At 33.7% G+C, this 17,315-nt stretch carries 16 protein-coding genes; 3 read left to right on the top strand and 13 right to left on the bottom strand.

The window, feature by feature from the left end:
- The first annotated feature begins 4 nt into the window (after positions 1-4).
- Together AS161_RS04025 and rsgA are read left to right on the top strand one after the other, a co-directional pair.
- Positions 5-850 carry a PASTA domain-containing protein gene (locus AS161_RS04025; RefSeq protein WP_164541875.1) on the top strand — a complete coding sequence of 282 codons (846 nt, stop codon included), beginning with the start codon at positions 5-7 and terminating at the stop codon, positions 848-850.
- Positions 850-1,758: a ribosome small subunit-dependent GTPase A gene (rsgA, locus tag AS161_RS04030; RefSeq protein ID WP_241241328.1), complete on the top strand. Its 909-nt coding sequence runs from the start codon at positions 850-852 to the stop codon at positions 1,756-1,758. Before AS161_RS04025 ends, rsgA begins: the two co-directional genes overlap by 1 nt.
- Positions 1,759-1,777: 19 nt before the next feature.
- On the opposite strand, the gene AS161_RS04035 is transcribed toward rsgA, so the two are convergent.
- The 13 genes from AS161_RS04035 to AS161_RS04095 all read right to left on the bottom strand — a co-directional run bounded on the left by AS161_RS04035 (position 1,778) and on the right by AS161_RS04095 (position 14,673).
- Complete coding sequence (locus AS161_RS04035) at positions 1,778-2,998, bottom strand: glycosyltransferase family 4 protein (protein ID WP_164541876.1); 1,221 nt, start codon at positions 2,996-2,998, stop codon at positions 1,778-1,780.
- Positions 2,995-5,343: an MMPL family transporter gene (locus tag AS161_RS04040; RefSeq protein ID WP_164541877.1), complete on the bottom strand. Its 2,349-nt coding sequence runs from the start codon at positions 5,341-5,343 to the stop codon at positions 2,995-2,997. Before AS161_RS04040 ends, AS161_RS04035 begins: the two co-directional genes overlap by 4 nt.
- Before the next feature lie 447 nt (positions 5,344-5,790).
- Positions 5,791-6,135 carry a hypothetical protein gene (locus AS161_RS04045; protein WP_164541878.1) on the bottom strand — a complete coding sequence of 115 codons (345 nt, stop codon included), beginning with the start codon at positions 6,133-6,135 and terminating at the stop codon, positions 5,791-5,793.
- Between the two features lie 192 nt (positions 6,136-6,327).
- Complete coding sequence (locus AS161_RS04050; protein ID WP_164541879.1) at positions 6,328-7,545, bottom strand: S41 family peptidase; 1,218 nt, start codon at positions 7,543-7,545, stop codon at positions 6,328-6,330.
- 36 nt (positions 7,546-7,581) lie between these two features.
- On the bottom strand, positions 7,582-8,433 hold the full coding sequence (locus tag AS161_RS04055; protein ID WP_164541880.1) for a tRNA (adenine-N1)-methyltransferase: 852 nt from the start codon (positions 8,431-8,433) through the stop codon (positions 7,582-7,584).
- A gap of 24 nt (positions 8,434-8,457) precedes the next feature.
- Entirely contained in the window at positions 8,458-9,687 is a 1,230-nt protein-coding gene (locus AS161_RS04060) for an SLC45 family MFS transporter (RefSeq protein WP_164541881.1), read from the bottom strand.
- 38 nt (positions 9,688-9,725) lie between these two features.
- Positions 9,726-10,244, bottom strand: a complete 519-nt coding sequence (gene amrA, locus AS161_RS04065; RefSeq protein WP_164541882.1) for an AmmeMemoRadiSam system protein A — start codon at positions 10,242-10,244, stop codon at positions 9,726-9,728.
- Positions 10,245-10,249: 5 nt separating this feature from the next.
- On the bottom strand, positions 10,250-10,828 hold the full coding sequence (locus AS161_RS04070) for a hypothetical protein (protein WP_164541883.1): 579 nt from the start codon (positions 10,826-10,828) through the stop codon (positions 10,250-10,252).
- A gap of 2 nt (positions 10,829-10,830) precedes the next feature.
- Positions 10,831-11,424, bottom strand: a complete 594-nt coding sequence (locus AS161_RS04075) for a DUF4897 domain-containing protein (protein ID WP_241241329.1) — start codon at positions 11,422-11,424, stop codon at positions 10,831-10,833.
- Complete coding sequence (locus AS161_RS04080; protein WP_206518763.1) at positions 11,411-12,907, bottom strand: TrkH family potassium uptake protein; 1,497 nt, start codon at positions 12,905-12,907, stop codon at positions 11,411-11,413. Before AS161_RS04080 ends, AS161_RS04075 begins: the two co-directional genes overlap by 14 nt.
- A 29-nt stretch (positions 12,908-12,936) precedes the next feature.
- Positions 12,937-13,596 carry a TrkA family potassium uptake protein gene (locus AS161_RS04085; RefSeq protein ID WP_011994812.1) on the bottom strand — a complete coding sequence of 220 codons (660 nt, stop codon included), beginning with the start codon at positions 13,594-13,596 and terminating at the stop codon, positions 12,937-12,939.
- Positions 13,593-14,054 carry a TrkA family potassium uptake protein gene (locus tag AS161_RS04090; RefSeq protein WP_011994811.1) on the bottom strand — a complete coding sequence of 154 codons (462 nt, stop codon included), beginning with the start codon at positions 14,052-14,054 and terminating at the stop codon, positions 13,593-13,595. Before AS161_RS04090 ends, AS161_RS04085 begins: the two co-directional genes overlap by 4 nt.
- Positions 14,041-14,673, bottom strand: coding sequence for a response regulator (locus AS161_RS04095; RefSeq protein ID WP_164541884.1), 633 nt, complete (start codon positions 14,671-14,673; stop codon positions 14,041-14,043). The genes AS161_RS04090 and AS161_RS04095 overlap by 14 nt, the downstream gene beginning before the upstream one ends.
- Before the next feature lie 108 nt (positions 14,674-14,781).
- Here AS161_RS04095 and AS161_RS04100 point away from each other — a divergent pair, with 108 nt between their 5' ends.
- Complete coding sequence (locus tag AS161_RS04100; RefSeq protein ID WP_011994809.1) at positions 14,782-17,292, top strand: alpha-amylase family glycosyl hydrolase; 2,511 nt, start codon at positions 14,782-14,784, stop codon at positions 17,290-17,292.
- Positions 17,293-17,315 lie beyond the last annotated feature (23 nt).

The following is a 17,315-nucleotide window of genomic DNA, read 5'->3' on the forward strand; positions in this document are numbered from 1 at the left end:
AAATTTGATAGATAAAAGAGTTAGAAAAGATTCATTTAATAGAAAATTTGGAAAAAAAGGTGGATTTTTCGTACAATTTACAACAACTTTTTCATTAATCATAATCGGTTTAATAATCGGTATAATCTTTGGCTCATTACTGTTTTACTTTAATATGTACATAAAAGCAAGGCGTGGAACTGTCATTTTAGAAAACTATATCAATCAAGATTCCAGAGTAGTTAGCGAGATATTGAAAAATAAGGGCTTTAAGGTAATAGTTATTGGTGGAGAAGGAAAAGTGATTAAAATGGATCCACCACCAAATACAAGAGTTAAGATTAGAAGTGAAGTTAAACTCTTCACGGAAAGTGTTAAGACAGTTACGATGGAATTACCTGACTTTAAATACGCTTGGTATAAAACTGTACAAACTATATTGAGAGAAGTGAACATAATACCATCTGTTAGATATGTACCAGCATCAGAGTTTTATGGAACGGTAATCTCTACGTCTCCAACTCCGAAAAGTCAAGTTAAGAGTTGGGATAGTATAACTTTATTTGTAAGTTCCGGAAGTTCTTCCATTTCCAATCAATCAAACCAAAACGAAGGTATTAATCAAGAAGGTATTAATCAAGAAGGTATTAATCAAGAAGGTATTAATCAAGAAGAGAGTAGTACCTCAAGTACTCCTATAGAAATTATTCCTCCAAGCGTTGATGTAAAAAATTATGAAGAGGTCCAGCAATCAACTGAACCAAATTCAGGTAATACTTCTCAACCAATACAAATACAACCTGATCAAAATAACCAATCTTCAACAGAAAGTACAGAAAATGGAATTGGAACAGAAGGAGGGCAATTTTAGTGAGCGATACAGTTATTAATAAAGCTTTGAGAAGGAGAGGGATAGTCGTTAAGTTTTATTCAAATCTTTTAGTGGTCGAGGACATTGAAACAGGAGAACAATTTCTATGCAAATTACGTGGGAAATTTAAAAAGCAGGGGATAAGACCAATAACAGGCGATATAGTGGAATACACAAAAATTGTCGGAAATGAAGGCGTTGTTGAGAATATATTAAATAGGAAATCTGAGCTAAAAAAACCAAGCGTAGCTAATATTGATCAGGTAATTATAGTAACGACTATAGATAAGCCTGCAGTCCCACTTGATATATTGGATAGATTCATCGTTTTAGTGGAATACGAGGAGCTTCCAATTGTTATAGTGTTGAACAAGGTAGATTTGCTAAAAGAAGAACAAATAAAAGAATTCGAGAGTATTTACAAAAAACTTTACCCAGTAGTAAAGACAAGTGCGATGACAGGTTATGGTATAGAAGAATTAAAACAGCAACTTTCGGGAAAAATATCTGTTTTTGCCGGTATGTCTGGTGTTGGAAAAAGTAGTTTGCTCAATTCGATTGAAAATAATTTGAAATTAAGAACTGGTGAGATTTCCGAAAAGCTTGGCAGAGGAAAGCATACAACCACCGCCGCAGAGTTACTAAGGTTATCATTTGGTGGTTGGGTTGTAGATACACCTGGTTTCGCAAGCTTAGATATAGACCATATTTCTGAAAATATTTTAAGAGAACTTTTTATAGAATTTGAAAATGATAAATGCTATTTCCCAGATTGCTATCATATAGATGAACCGGGATGCCACGTAAAAGAAATGGTCAAAAAAGGAAAAATTCCATATTCACGATACGAAAGCTATCAAAGGATGCTAGAAGAACTTCAAGAGCTCAGAAAAGAAGCTTTGGAGTAGTTTTCATTAAAATCGAAAATTAATCACTAAACCTTTCGGTAAGTTTTTTGAATAAAGCATTTATCTTTAATTGTAAGGATGTGTTAATTATAGATGGCATATTAAAATCAATGTATCCTTCTTTTAAGGCATTTTCATATATTTTCTCTAATTTTTCAACCATCGTGTTCATCGACCAATACTTTTCAACGTATTCTATCCCTTTGTGTTTTAGCATTTCTTTCATCGATAATGCTTTTTCTATAGCCTCGTAAAATTCGTCCTCGCTAACGCCTGTTGTGATAGCACCTTCACCGTTTACAAGCACATTTGCAACACCTTTATAAGCAATTGCAACAACAGGTGTTCCACTTGCAAGAGACTCAAGTACAACTAAGCCTTGCGTCTCTGTTAAAGAAGCAAAGACAAACAAATCAGAAGCTTTATAATAATCTTTTATCTTTTGATGTGGCACGTAGCCTGTAAAAACAACCCTGTTTTTGATTCCTATATCTTCAGAGTATTGTTCCAATTCTTTTCTCTCAGGGCCATCACCTACAACCATAAACCATACGTCTTGATGGTTATTCATATATTTCCCAACGACTTTAAATAGGAACTCTAAATTCTTTTCCTTCGCAAGCCTTCCTGCGTACATTAATAAAATAGCATCTTTTGGAATGTTAAATAATTTTCTTACATCCTCTTCAGCAGGTTTAGAAAACTCGATAGTATCTATACCTGTTGGTATAACTTCTATAGGCCTTTCAACTTTGTACTTCAATAATTCTTCTTTTATTTCTTTCGTTGGTGCAATAACAAAATTAACTTTATTGCAGAACCATCGTGAAAATTCTTCAACAGTCTTTCGATCAGGTGTAAAAGGGGGTGGAACATAATGACGATATTCGGTTAGTAAAGTATGGTATGTATGGATGTGTGGAATTTTTAAATCTTTTTGGACCTTCAAAGCTCTCATCCCTAAAGCGAACGGATCATGACTATGAATAATTTCAATATTATTATTCTTAGCAAATTCCAATATTTTCAAATGATTTGCAAAAACTATCCTATGTTGCTTTTCCAAAAGAAAAGGTACCCCAGGAATAACTAATACTTTTTTATCGTTATCTGGTGAAACTGGGGCAACAACAAAAACCTCGTGCCCTTTCATTTCAAGGTATTTTTTAGACAAATATATCGATGTCGCAACACCGTTTATCTGTGGTAAATACGTATCTGACACCATCAGTATATTCATTTTTTATCAACCTTTCTCTTAAATCCAAAATGTGGATCAACAATATTCAAATACCAAAAGATTGAAATAAACAGTGCTCCAAGCAAACCTGCCGATGTTACAAAACCAAATTCTCTTAGCAACTGTCCACCAGCAATTAAAAAACTTGCGAAAGATACTACCGTCGTGAGTATAGACATTATAATTGCCTTCTCAGTTTTTATAATACTTTCTCGACCAAATTTAATGCTGTGATCGATCTCCACAAGGCTATCAACACCTATCCCAAGAAAGATTGGCAAGACGATGAAAGTAATAAACGTTGTTTTTATTCCAACAAGGTATGAAATTCCAAAAGCAGAAAGAGTATTTAAGACTGTTAAAACAATAATAGCAATTGACCTTTTGAAATTTTTAAAATCTATGTACAAAATTATAAGTTCTACAATAAACACTAGAACAAAAACCCAAATTGTGGAATTAATTAATTCTTCAATTATGTTGTAAAAAAGCGCTGTGTAGCCGTAAACTTTGTAATTTCCGACAGAATTAAAGAATTTCTTAATATTATTTCCTTCCCAAATATTAATTGATGGGGTTACATAGGCAAGCAGGTATCTATTACCGTTTATATCCTTATAGAATAAACTAGGAATGTCTTTCTCCATTAGATTAAATAAATCCTGAGTGGTGGAAATATTTTTTATAACATCGACTGTTGATACAAAACTCTCATAAAGACCATATTTTTTGAAAATTATCTCAAGAATAGGTATATTGGTCAATTGAAGAACTTGGACATAAATATTCGATTTTTCCTCAGCTATTTTCTCTGGATTTTGTATGAATGAAAGAATAGAAAAATCTGCATTAATAATATTTTTTTCTTTCAATTTAGAAAGAGTCATGGTTAATTTTTGAACATCTGGTTCAGCTATAACAACGTCACTTGCACCAACCGCTCCGAATTTCTCAGATATTAATTCGGAAGTTATTTGAGATTCTGAATTTTTAGAAATTAAACTCGAAGCAGTATATGAGAAATTCATTACTGAATATATACCAACCAAAGCAAACAAAATAGTAGCAAAGATTGTAAAAATGTATATTATTCTGCTTCTTCTTATAAAATCAACAACGCGTATATAAGTTTCTCGTTCTCTTCTTTTGAATTTGTTTAAAAGCTTGTAATGAGCTATAGGAACAAATGTATTGAAAGTAAAGAAATATATAGCTATACCTACAGATACTGATATACCCATTTGTTTTATAGCATTTGAAGGGCTTAAAACCATAATAGCAAAAGCTATTGCAGTTGTTAACATGGAAATGAATGATGGTCTAAAATTCTCTATAAACGCATCTACTATGCTTTTCTCACTAACTCCCTCTACACTAAATCTCTCCTGAATTCTTGTAACTATGTACATTGCATAGTCAATTCCTAATCCAAGCAACATAGCGTTAACAAAGGTAGTTACTATATTTAATTCCCGCAAGAGCAGTGCTATCACACCTAAACTTATAGCCATGGACATCAGAAGACCGACGAAAAGCAAGATCAATTCCAAAAGATTTCCAAAACCTAAAATAAGCACAATTACAATTCCAATGATTGAAATAATACTTGTGATAGTAAAGTCTTTGGATGCTTGTTTATTCGCCTCATACGTCCCCATTACTCCACCAGAAAATTTTATCTCTACACCGTATTTTTTCTCTATTTTTTTAACTTCATTCTTTAAATTTTCCACACATTCAGTAACGAACTTTACATCGGACATTGGCTTTGAAATAGAAAAATTCATAACTAAAAGATCGTTGTTGGGCGATCTCAAATAATACTTTTTGATACCACTTTTTCTCACAAGTTCTTCAAGATAATTGTTCAAATCGTAAAGTGCATTACCGACGTTCCTCCAAAACCTAAAATCAACTAGTGTGCGTGGTTCAACTTTTGCTAAACTTTGGTAATAATTCAAACTCTCTGAGATAGAACCTTCACTTATCGATAGCATACCGTATTTAACTAACGTTTCTGGATTATCGAAAGCTTCAGCTTGATGTATATAGGGTGTGCTTTCAAATAATCTTTTTAAATCTGAAGCTATAGCATCAAAATTTTTATTTTCAACATTTAAAATTGCAACAAGCAGAGTATTGGAAGTCACTTTTTCATTGGTGTACTTCACAAGATCTTTAAATCTCGGATCATCTTTTGGAGCCAGTCCTGTTATATCAGCATTAATTTTTAACCCAAAAAGAGAGTAAAGTCCTAATAAAATGGATAGTATAACCAATATTAATAAAACTCTATTAGAATTTTTTAATATAAATTCCACGTATTTTTTTGAGAACTTTTCCAATTTTCATACCCTCCATATTAAAAATAGTATTATAGCTGATCCATTAAATATTATTACAGGGTATCTTTTTTTGAAATTTGGAAGTATAAGATTAGAAATTGCATAGCATATAACAAACGAGGAATAAAATGAGCGACCATACCACCCTACCAAAAACGCTATAATCGGCACAAGAGAATACAATATCGTTCTCTGGACTTCTTTAAAAACATCCTCAAGATTGAGAAACATGCTCGAAAAAAATACAAGAGAAGGAATATACAACAAAAAAAAGTTGAAAACATAATTGTCGAGCAAAAATATCTCAAGATGAAGTTTTTTTGCAGACCATGAATAAAGAAAAATCAAAAATAATATCGAAGTTATAGATTTCAACATTTCTACAAATGATTTACTTTTCAGGTTCAATACACCTCGCAATCATCTAATGTATTATCTAAGTAGCTTTTAATAATAAATTAGCACTTTGTATTTTTCTGAAATATTTTTAATTATATCTTTATCGGCTTTACCTGGATAAAAATAAGACTCTTCACCATTAAGTGCTTTATAAAGTGCTTCCCCAAAAGTTATTTGAGCTGCTTTGGAGAAATGAATTTTTGGATACCACCTTATCTCTATGTGTTTTATTTTAAAGGTGATTTCTTCTACACCATACCCCCACCAATACTTCCAAATGCGCTTGACTGCAATTTTTTTCGCTCTCGGATCATTTATGCTAAAAATTATATTCTCAAGTTCTTTTGAATTCAAATTTTTTTGAGGTATTCTTACATCATATTCTAAAAACAAGAGTTGCCTATTGATTTCATTAATGCGGTCTTTAATAACATTAGCATAAGGATTTTTCTGAAAAAGATAGGGAGAAGGAAAAACCTCCTCCTCTATCGATGTTTTTTTTTCTATAGCATGGAAAAAAACTAATACAACGGAAACTAGAAACAAAACTAACGCAAAAAGCTCGAGCTTCATTTTGAATTATAACTATTTTCCGGTATTTTTAAAGATGCTCTCAATAGCGGTCTTTATAACCGGATCATTTACATCAACTTCTATTTCAGTGAGCGTGTAAACCTTTGCATCAACTTTCCTTGATGTAGACGTGGCTTCTTCTACTGTTATATTAGGTTGAATTCCAACTTTGTGTATATCTTTACCAGCAGGTGTAAGATAATGAGCAATAGTAAGAAACACAGTTCCACCATTGCTAAGTGGAAAGCCCCTTTGTACAGAACCCTTACCAAATGTTTTCTGGCCAACAAGTATAGCTCTTCCATTTTCTTTCAAAGCTGCGGCAACAATTTCTGATGCAGATGCCGAACCATTGTTTACAAGTACCGCCATTGGAACTTTTGGATAGTTGTTGCCTTGACTAATGTACCTATCTGTAATTTTTCCATTCCTATCTTTTACCGACACTATTATCTTTCCAGCGTCTAAAAAGTAATTAGAAACTTGTATTGCAACATCAAGCAAACCGCCAGGATTGTTTCTTAGGTCGAGAAGCAAAGCATCTATTTTTTGATCGTACAACTTTCTTAGTGCCTTTTGAAGTTCTGCCGGAACAGGTTCATTGAATTTTGTTAATAATATGTAACCAATTTTCTTTCCATTGTACATAGTTGTTCCAGATTTTACTGGAATTATTTGTATAATCTCTCTAACTACCTTTACTTCAAATATTTCTTTGTCTCTTTTTATTGTTAGTTTAACTTCTGTACCGGGTTTTCCTCTCATCTTGTTTATAGCTTCCATATATTCCATTTCGCTAACAGGCTGATCATCGATACCTATTATTAAATCTCCAGCCTGTAAACCTACTCTCCATGCAGGTGTCCCATACATTGGGCTTATTATTTTTACAGCACGGTTTTCGCTATCATACGTAACCTCTATGCCAAGACCACCATATTGACCTTCCATTTCAATCTGCTGCTCAGCCATTTGTTTGGCTGGGTAATAATAACTGAAATCATCTCCAAGACCTTTTACCATGCCATCGATAGCTGAATCAATAAGGTCATCAAAATTAACCTTGTTTATCTCGTAATAGTTTTCATTTATCCTGTAAAGTGTTTCATAAAGCGGAGATATGTAATTAAGCAACTTTGTATCTGTTGCTCCAGAAAGTATCACGCTAGAAGCTACTACGACCAAAGCTACAAACAAGTACGATAATAATCCTTTCCAAAAATTTTTCATACTTCTCACCTCTCGCTACAAAAATATTTATTTACATCACTCACTCTTTAGATCTTCATTTGGTTCACTCTGCTCGCCAGTTTGTGATTCATCTTGTTGAACCAAGATGTGACTTGGAATAAATTTGTTGACTTTTCTAGCGAAAATCATAAATGTTGTATGTGCTACCATCCTATCTACAGGTCTCAATCTATTTGGATAAGGTTTGTATTGTCTCATCAATGATTCCCACACCTCAACATCTATGAAAGGATATTCGTAAAGCCTCTCAAGTACAGCGGACACTTGATTAACTGTCGGACATATCACTCCCAATCTTCCACCACCACCGAGAGCTTCCCAACACAAATGGATATAATTTTCCGGATCAGGAACATCAAGTAGTAAAGCATCAACATTGGAATGGTCAAATCCCATAGATATATCCTTTAATCTAAGCTCCACTCTGTCAGCTAAACCCCATTCAGTTAAATTGGTTAATGCCAAATTATAGAATTCTTCACGTCTTTCGTAAGCGTATATTCTCCCATTTTCACCGATGAGCCTTGCCATAGCAGCGCACATCGCACCACTTCCAACACCAGTTTCTATAACACGTACTCCGGGTTTAATATCCAATTTCATCAAAATATAGCTTGAGTCTTTTGGATAAATAATTTGTGTTTTTCTCTTCATCGAAAAAACATCGTCTATATAAGTTGGCGGAAGTATGTAATAAGACTTTTGCGTTTTACCAATCGTTACTATGTCACCAAACTCCTTACCAATTATCTCATCAAATTCTATTACACCTAAATGTGTACCCTTTTTCCCACCGCTTTCAACCTTTACTATAAATTTTTTGCCGTCTTCGCCGTAAAGTACTACTCTATCACCTGATTTTACCAAAACGTTCACCTCACAAGTATCAATTTATCGCTTCTCAAGAATAAGAGTTGAAAATAGAATAATAGAATAAACCAAACTTGCATTTTGAACACCTACAATGTCTAATATAAAGCTAAGAACAATAATAAGTATAAACGAAAGAAAGAAAAATTTCAATTTTTTTGTATCTGGCTTTAAAGAATCGTCTTCAATAACCACTGAGTAAATTATAAATCTTTCTGACTTCCCAGGAACAATATATCCTAATTGACTTAATAGAATTACTCCCCAAAGAAAGCCAACGAAAAACTGTAATCCCAAAATTATTTTTATATTAGCATAATTGAAAACCAAATAAGCTATAGAGAGAATTATAATCGCTAAATTTTGAACTTTTTTCTCTCCTACAATTTTCCTGAAATTATCGGAAAACAAAGAAATAAAGTAAGCAAATATAACTCCTAAGAAAAACACTAAAAGATTAATTGAACTAACCCTGAAGGAAAAATCTTTCAAGAAATTTAGGATGAAAAATTCATAAATATATATAAGAGACATTATTATCGCTTTCTTTATATCTTTTACTTCCAAATTATAAAATCTAAAAGTATCACTAATATTGTAATTATAAGAAGGTTTTTCCGATCTTGATAATGGTACTTTGTATTTTTTGTCTTCGACAATAAAGAAAGCTACTGTTAAAGCCGAGATAAGAAAAAGAAAACCTCCAACCGGAGTTTCAATTCCTAACTGAACTTTATCAGAGTTAAGCATATATAAATAAGCGGTTATACTTCCTACAATTCCCCATAATTTTATATGTAAAATCATTATGTTTCTAAAGTGATATACAATTTTATCCTTTACCATTCCGAAAAAAGCTAATGTGTACAAGAAAAGCCAAAAGTTGAAAAGTGCAATGACCATTAGTAATGGAAAAAGAGAAATATAAGACAACTTTTGTATAAGCGTGAGGTTAAAAGATGACAAAATACCAAAGATTATAAGATACGGTGTGCGTCTTCCTATTGCGCTCCTGGTTATATCGTAAAGATAAGTAAAAAACGGATAAGTAAAAGCAAAAATTATGAGTTCAGAAAACAAAAACACAGAAGAAAGCGTTACAGAGGCAGACCTTTCGATAAGCAATCTTGAAGTTGTTAATATGTAAACTAAAAGCATGAAATTTAGGCCAAATGACCCAAAAGAAAGAATAACAATATTCTTAACATTTTCAAAAAAATTCTTGTTATTTTCTTTCCCATTAACTCTCACACCGCTCACCCAACTTTTTATTATTAACTTTACTTAACTCATCGGTATCTTTCGACGGTGAATTTAAATATTTCAAAATTATCATCAAATATTCCCGCTTTAATCTTTGCAATTCTTATTTGCTCTTCTACTGTATCAACTCCTTCAATATCAGGAAGAAGAAGTCCTCGCTTCCAGCCTTTCTGTACAATTACTCCATATTTTTTCGGATCAAGTTCAGTAATACTATTAACTGGCTCAAACGGGCTTAAAATATCAACGTTGACAACAATATTATTTAATTCTTCAGGACTAACTGGTTCAAATCTTGGGTCTCTTGTAGCGGCTGCAATCGCGTTATCACGAATTTCAAGTGCCAAATTTTCCCTTACAGGCATAATCGTACCAATGCATCCCCTCAGAGAACCATCAAGCTTGTGGAGCGTAACAAACGCTCCTGCACGTCTTTCAAAGAGTTCTTTTGGTAAACTTTCGTGTGGTTCGATTACTTTGCTGTGTTTAATGTAATTTTCTATAACTTCGATAGCCCATTTTACATAAGGGTGTTCACCTATCATAAAATTCACCCCCGTTGCTGTCTACTCATGAGGTCAATTATTAACTGGACCTCACCAACTCCCATTTTCAAATTTTTCGCAATCTCAATAGGCTCCATGCCATTAAGGTACATTTCATATATTCTCTTTTCAACGTTATTTTCATCATTATTTTCTGAGTTATTCGATGTGTATTTTTCCTCAGAAACATTTTCATAAAGATTTTCTAAAATTTCGATATTCTTTTTAGAGTCCACAGAACTCCTTGTTTTCTCATTGTTGAAAGTTACCGAATTATCTTCAAATTCTATTTTTCGTCCTTCAGTCTTATCAATTTTCTCTAAGGACATCGCAGAAAAAGTTATATATTGGTCATTCAAAGCTTTTATAAGCTCTCTTACTTCGTCCATTTTTCTATCAAGCTGCTCAATTTTGGAATCAACAAAAACCCTAACTCTACCCATAAGTTCTATAAGTCTCTCTTCTTCCTCGTCGATGGCTGATTTTTCATGTTTTTTATTATACGTTTGAACTATAAATAATGACCACAAAAGCAACAATGAACCAATAGCAGAAAAAACAACAAGCCAATTTAGTATCCCCATCTTTATTCGCCCCTTTTATATTTTATCTCAGGGAAATATAATATATCATTTCCAGACCATACAACAAAATTCATACTTTGCGTCGTTGGAGTTGGTTCTACAGTAATTAGAACCGCATCATCAGGTAAATGAACTTTTAAATTTGCATTGCCAATCGCATTCATCTTTACCTTTCCCATATCAAGGATATATATTTCTTTACCACCTATTATTTCATTTTGAACCAAACCAGATAATGTAACTTTTTCTGTGATTTCAAGTATTCCTTCCCTTTTTCTCCAAGAAAAATCTACATCTAAGACCTTAATATCTTTACCTATCTCTTTGGAAACTTGAGAAAAATACTTTTCGAAAGTTTCCTTAGATGTTTCTTTATAAGTATTTATATATTCACTTTCTTTTTTCTCAGATTTGAACTTAAGTCCACTGACCGTAGTTATCGTCGCAATTTTTGAATAATCCGAGAAAATGTCGGAATCATAGTAAACTACGTCAAAATTAGGTCCTCTCATTAATAAAGTGATAATATCAACAGTCAAGAAAAATAAAACTACAAAAATCAATACGTATAAAACTGTACGATTAGGCAACAACATCTCTCCTTTTTTTTGGTTTTTTGAATGTCATCCTAAAATCACTAGCCAACTTAGATATAGCGTATATAATAATTAAAAACTCAAATCTTCCAGTAAACATACCAATTGTAAGCGTCCACATTGCCGTTAAAGGCATATTTGGCGATGTTATCCCAACAGATAATCCAACACCATCCATTGCGGAAGCAAATTCAAATAAAGAAAGTTCCAAGTCATAGCCATGTAATGTTAATGCAAAAGAGCCTATTATAAAAGCTATAATGTACAAAAATAATATAATAAGTGCTTCCCTAACATTTTCATTAGACAAAACGATCTGCTGCTCTCCTTTGTAAATTATACGTGTTTTAACCCTATTTTTAGGTAACAAAAAGCCTTTTATAGACTCCAAAATTGTGTTTAGGATAACCCATACACGGAATTGTTTAACACCACCTGATGTAGAATCCATATCGCCACCAGCTATCATTAAAACTATAAGTGACAATATCAAAGGTGAAAATGAAAGCCACTTCTCCTCGTTGAGTGGTAATGTTCCAAAACCGGTACCAGTGATGGCAGACGTTATTTGGAATGTCGTATACCTAATTGCTTGAAGAAAATCTTTAAAGTATTTTCCAATACCATTCACAGCTGTAATTATACTAAACACAGTTATCGAAATTATCATCAACCACGGTTCGCCGTTTTTTACAACAGCTTTCCAATTCCTTTTCCAAAACGCGTAGTGTATAGCAAAGCCTGTTGCACCAAGGAACATAAGTACAATGATTATTATTTCAGCAGCAAGGTTGTTAAACTCTCCAATGCTACCATTTCTCGTGGAAAATCCACCTGTCGCAAGGGCTGTCATAGTATGGTTCAAAGCTTCAAACCAGTTTAATCCCGCTAATTTCAATGCAATTGTACCAGCGATTGTATAAGCCACATAAATCTGTAAAATTATCTGTGTTGAGCGTCTTATGTTCGGCACAAGATTATCCGCCCTACCTTCAGCTTTGTAAAAGCCAACTCCTTTAGGACCTATAACCATCGAAAGCATCAAAAGAGCAAAACCTGCACCACCAACATACTGCGTGAAAGAACGCCAAAATAGAATTAGTTTTGAGATTTTTGTAACATCAGTATACATAGTTAGCCCCGTTGTTGTTAAACCACTTACGGATTCAAATACCGCTTGAGAAAAATTCAAATGCCCCTCCAACATATGGGGAATAGCAGAGAGTAATGCAACCATAATCCAAGTAAAAATAGTTAATACGGCGCCCTCTTTATAATTTATACTGCCAATATCTTCTCCTTTGATTAAGTAGCCAGACAAATATAAACAAAGAGCTGTAATTGCAGTAACAATAAAGCCGTTAATATGATTCAATTCCTCCGGATAGAAAAAACAAAAGATAAGTGGTACTAAAGCCATAAATGCGTATTGTATCATAATTATAGAAAAAACTTTATAAATTTTTGTGTATCTTTTTAGCAATTTTATTCCCTCCGTTAATTAAAGAAAAATCAAAAACTGAACAATTCCAAAGCTTGTTCTTTTTTTTCTTTGTTGCAAACAATTATTAGTTTATCCCCAGGTTCAATTGTAGTTTCGCCACGTGGGATAATAAATTCACTACCTCTAACAATTCCAACAACGATTATACCTTCTGGTACATTTATGTCACGGATGTTTTTCCTCAATATTTTGGCTTCCCAATCTATATCAATTTTTAAAACTATTGCTCCTTTTGAAGAAACCTCGCTTTCCAAAGATTCCACAACTTCGTTTTCAAAAAGCAGAGGTTCGATATTGCTCATTATTAAATCTGTTACTTTTAATATTCTTATACCATATTTCTCGAATAAATCTTCGTTCTCGGTGTTATTCAACAACGTGACAACATTTTTCACACCATAATACTCTTGAACCATTCTTGCTATAAAGAAATTCTTTCTATCTCTTTCCATTAAAAGTACTACTATGTCATCTTCCTCAATTTGTAGCTGGTCAAGGACCGCTTTGCTTGTTCCATCACCATTTATGATTTCCGCATTCAACGTTCTTGAATATTCTTTACAAAGTTCGATGTTTTTGTTTACGAAAAATACATCATATCCTTGAGCTATTAGTTTTTTTGCGAGAAAATAAGGAACTCGTTCGCCACCTATAATTATAACTTTCACCTTTTTTCACCTACCATAAAATCTGAAAGGTGCTCAATACCTTCAAGGATACTCCTTTCAAAGCTTTCAATTGCAAGGCTAACTGGTGAGATAACATTTATCCCACTTTTTTCAAAAAGATTAACATTTTCCCTGTTATTGACAAGTGAAAGAACGTTTGGTATGCCAAATATTTTTGCTCCGACAAGGCAAACAAAATAATTCGTTGTGTCATCGTCAGTAGTTGCTATCAATATATCAGCCTTATCAGCTTTAGCTCGTTCCATTGTTTCACGTTCTGTAGCATCACCAACAATTACAAACCCACCATAATCTTCGGGTAGATTTTCCGTCATTTCAGGGTTCTTGTCTACAATAGTCACATTAAATCCTATATTGGATAATCTATAAGCAACTTCCAGACCAACTCGACCACAACCAACAACTATCACGTAGAATTTATAATTAATCGTTCTCAACGTTTTCACCTCTTCTGTAACCTTTTTTATTAACGTCAAGAGCTAGTCCTGCTTCTCTGTGCCTTTGAGCAAGTTCGGTATTTCCTCTCTTTTCCAAGATTTCAGCCATAAGATAGTGTGGCATAGGTGAAGATGGCATTATAGAAAACATATGTCTCACAATCTGCTCAGCTTTTTCTAAATCTCCAGGGAAATTAGAATGGATAAACCCTTCCGCTTCTCTCAAATATCTTTCGAAACTATCCTTTCTTACTTCCAACAAACCTCTTATTTTTTTCTTTAGTTCATCCTGTGTAAAAGGCTTGGAAAGATAATCTATAGGGAAATATCTGCAAACTTCTACTATCTTTTCAGCAGTAACGTAAGCTGAAACGATAAGAACGGGGGTAAAAATTCCACGAAGTCTAAGTCTTTTAATGAACTCTATACCGTCCAATTCCTCATTATCCCCAAATTTTATGTCAGTTGTAATCAAATCGAACTTCTTTTTCTCACACACTTGGAGAGCCTCTTCCACATTTTCGGCTTCATCAGGAGTACATTCGAAAGATATTGAAATCATTTTAGAAATTAAATTTCTAACATGCTTTTCATCATCAACTACCAATACTTCTATCATTTTTTTATCGCCTCCCTTTGGAAATTATACCACAATTTTAATTTTCTTGTTCAGATTCATTGTATAATTGAAAAGCTAACCTATCTGTGAAAAGGAGGAGAAAGATTTATGCGGCTTAAAAGTTCACATTTGCGATTTTTAGTGATTATTCTTTTAACTTTAGTAATTCTTTCATTTGCGGATGTAGCAACATACATGAAAGGTGGGTGGGCAGACAAGGTTCTCTATATGATTATGATAGACCGATTTAACGACGGTGACCCATCGAACAATAACCAAGCAAACGTTGAATATAACCCAAAAGATGGCGCAAAGTACAGTGGTGGTGATTTGAAAGGTATAATCGATAAAATCGATTACATTAAAGGTTTAGGTGTCGATGGTATTTGGATTACACCTCCTATCGCTAACCAATGGTGGGATCCATGGGTAAATTACGGTGGTTACCATGGTTACTGGGCAAGGGACTTTAAGAAAGTTGATGAACACTTTGGCACACTAGATGATTATAAAAAACTAGCTGAAGTACTCCATAAGAGCAATATGTACCTCATTCAAGATATCGTAGTAAATCACGTCGGAAATTATTTTAGATTTAAAAACGGAAATTTCGAATTAAATACTGGGAGTATACCAACTTCAGCTCCAACACAATATCCTTTTAATCTAAACAATTACAACGACCCAGAACAACAGAAACGTGCAATTTATCATTGGACACCTGATATAAATAACTACAGTGACCCTGTTCAAAAATTGAACTATCAAATGAGTGGCCTTGATGACTTAAATACGGAAAATCCGGAAGTTATACAAGCTCTTAAAGATTCTTACAAATACTGGGTTCAAGAAGTTGGTGTCGATGGATTCAGAGTTGATACAGCCATGTACGTACCAAAATCCTTCTTTGACGAATTTTTCAACGCTCCAGATGGAATATTCAGCTTAAAAAAGAATTTTATAGCTTTTGGGGAAACCTGGCTCTCTTCTAAACCATATGAGTCGGAATCTGATAAAGAAATCGCTTCATTCTTTGACCACGGATTTAACTCTATGCTTGATTTTACACTTATGGAAGAATTAAGAAGGGTTATAAAAGGAGGACAACCCACGGATTTCCTTGCATACAGACTCGAACTAAGAAACGAGATATTGAAAAAAGGATTGCTTGTTACATTTATAGATAACCATGATATGGAAAGGTTTGGAAAGGGTGTTACCCCGAATATCACTCAACAAGCTTTGGGGTTAATATTAACATTACCAGGATTACCCGTGATATATTACGGAACAGAACAGTACTTTGAGGAAACACGCGCGTCGATGTTCAAAAATGGCTGGGGTTCTTTCGGAGAAGATCATTTCAATCAAAATAGCGATATGTATAAATTTATACAAGAAGCAATCAAATTCAGAAAAAATCATCCGGCAACACGTTATGGCGAGGTAAAGGTTCTTCTATCTGAAAAACGCTCATCTGGATTGTTAGTTTACACATTAAAATGTTCTGAAGAAGAATTATTCGTTGTACTTAACACATCTAACGAGCCAAGGATAACTAATTTTAAATCACCATATGAATCAGGCACCACACTTGAACCAATTTACAACATAGTGGGTGGAACAAGCACTCCTATAGTTGTTAAAGAAGGTGGATACATAACTCTAAGAATACCCGGAAGAAGTTTGACTTTATTCTCAATATCACCTGAAAAAAGCGATGTGTACACACCTAACGTTAAAGTCGAACTTGAAATGAAATCTGGCGAATCAATCTCGCAACTTAGAGAAATAAAAGGTGAAACAAACGCAAGAACTGTCTACTTATACATTGATAGAAAAGTTGAGAGCGAGCAGAAAATTGAGCCAAAAGACGGAAAGTTCTCATTCACAATTGACCCTATGAAATTCGACCCTGGCGAGCACATATTACTTGTCAGAGCGGTTGGAAAAACATTAAAAGATACTGTGTACACGGAAGAAATAAAAATAAATATAACCTTAGAAAAGAAAGTCCTTGCGGAAGTAAAAGACCCTATGGACGATGATTCAGGTCTAAATTATTCTTACGTTTACCCAACAGATGCAACATTTAAAAGGCAAATGGACATACTTGAGACAAAAGCTGAGAGTATAGGCAGTACTTTGGTTATCTCAATAAAACCAAGAGATCTCACAAAGAGCTGGGGACCTCCTTACGGTTTTGACCATGTAACTTATCAGATATTCATAGACGACCCAAATAAGAAAGGCGTAAGTTATCTCCCGTTGCAGAATTACGAATTTTCTGATTGGGATTGGGATTACGAAATCTTCGCAACAGGTTGGCTTAGTGCCATTTATACTGCAAAAGGCTCTTCGAAAGATAAATTTGGAACACAAATCGGTTCACCAGAAGTGTTCGTTGAAGATGGCTGGGTAAAGATAATTGTAAAAGGCGATTGGATCGGTAATCCATCTGATTTCACCAATTGGACAATATACATAACAAGTTGGGACTACGATGGAATTGAAAGTAAATTCAGACCATTACAACAAGAACCAAAGGCGTACATTATGGGTGGTGGAAATCCAAACGATCCACTGATTATGGACGATTGCTGGTTAGAAATTAAATAATAAAATAATCAAAACAAAAGCAA

This window comes from Fervidobacterium sp. 2310opik-2 (genome assembly GCF_011057735.1).
Classification (GTDB): domain Bacteria; phylum Thermotogota; class Thermotogae; order Thermotogales; family Fervidobacteriaceae; genus Fervidobacterium; species Fervidobacterium nodosum.

Coding starts and splice junctions, on each gene's coding strand:
- AS161_RS04095 (WP_164541884.1), bottom strand. CDS start 14,673: ATGATAGAAGTATTGGTAGTTGATGATGAAAAGCATGTTAGAAATTTA.
- amrA (WP_164541882.1), bottom strand. CDS start 10,244: ATGATAGGTGAACACCCTTATGTAAAATGGGCTATCGAAGTTATAGAA.
- AS161_RS04050 (WP_164541879.1), bottom strand. CDS start 7,545: ATGAAAAATTTTTGGAAAGGATTATTATCGTACTTGTTTGTAGCTTTG.
- AS161_RS04070 (WP_164541883.1), bottom strand. CDS start 10,828: ATGGGGATACTAAATTGGCTTGTTGTTTTTTCTGCTATTGGTTCATTG.
- AS161_RS04035 (WP_164541876.1), bottom strand. CDS start 2,998: ATGAATATACTGATGGTGTCAGATACGTATTTACCACAGATAAACGGT.
- AS161_RS04075 (WP_241241329.1), bottom strand. CDS start 11,424: ATGTTGTTGCCTAATCGTACAGTTTTATACGTATTGATTTTTGTAGTT.
- AS161_RS04100 (WP_011994809.1), top strand. CDS start 14,782: ATGCGGCTTAAAAGTTCACATTTGCGATTTTTAGTGATTATTCTTTTA.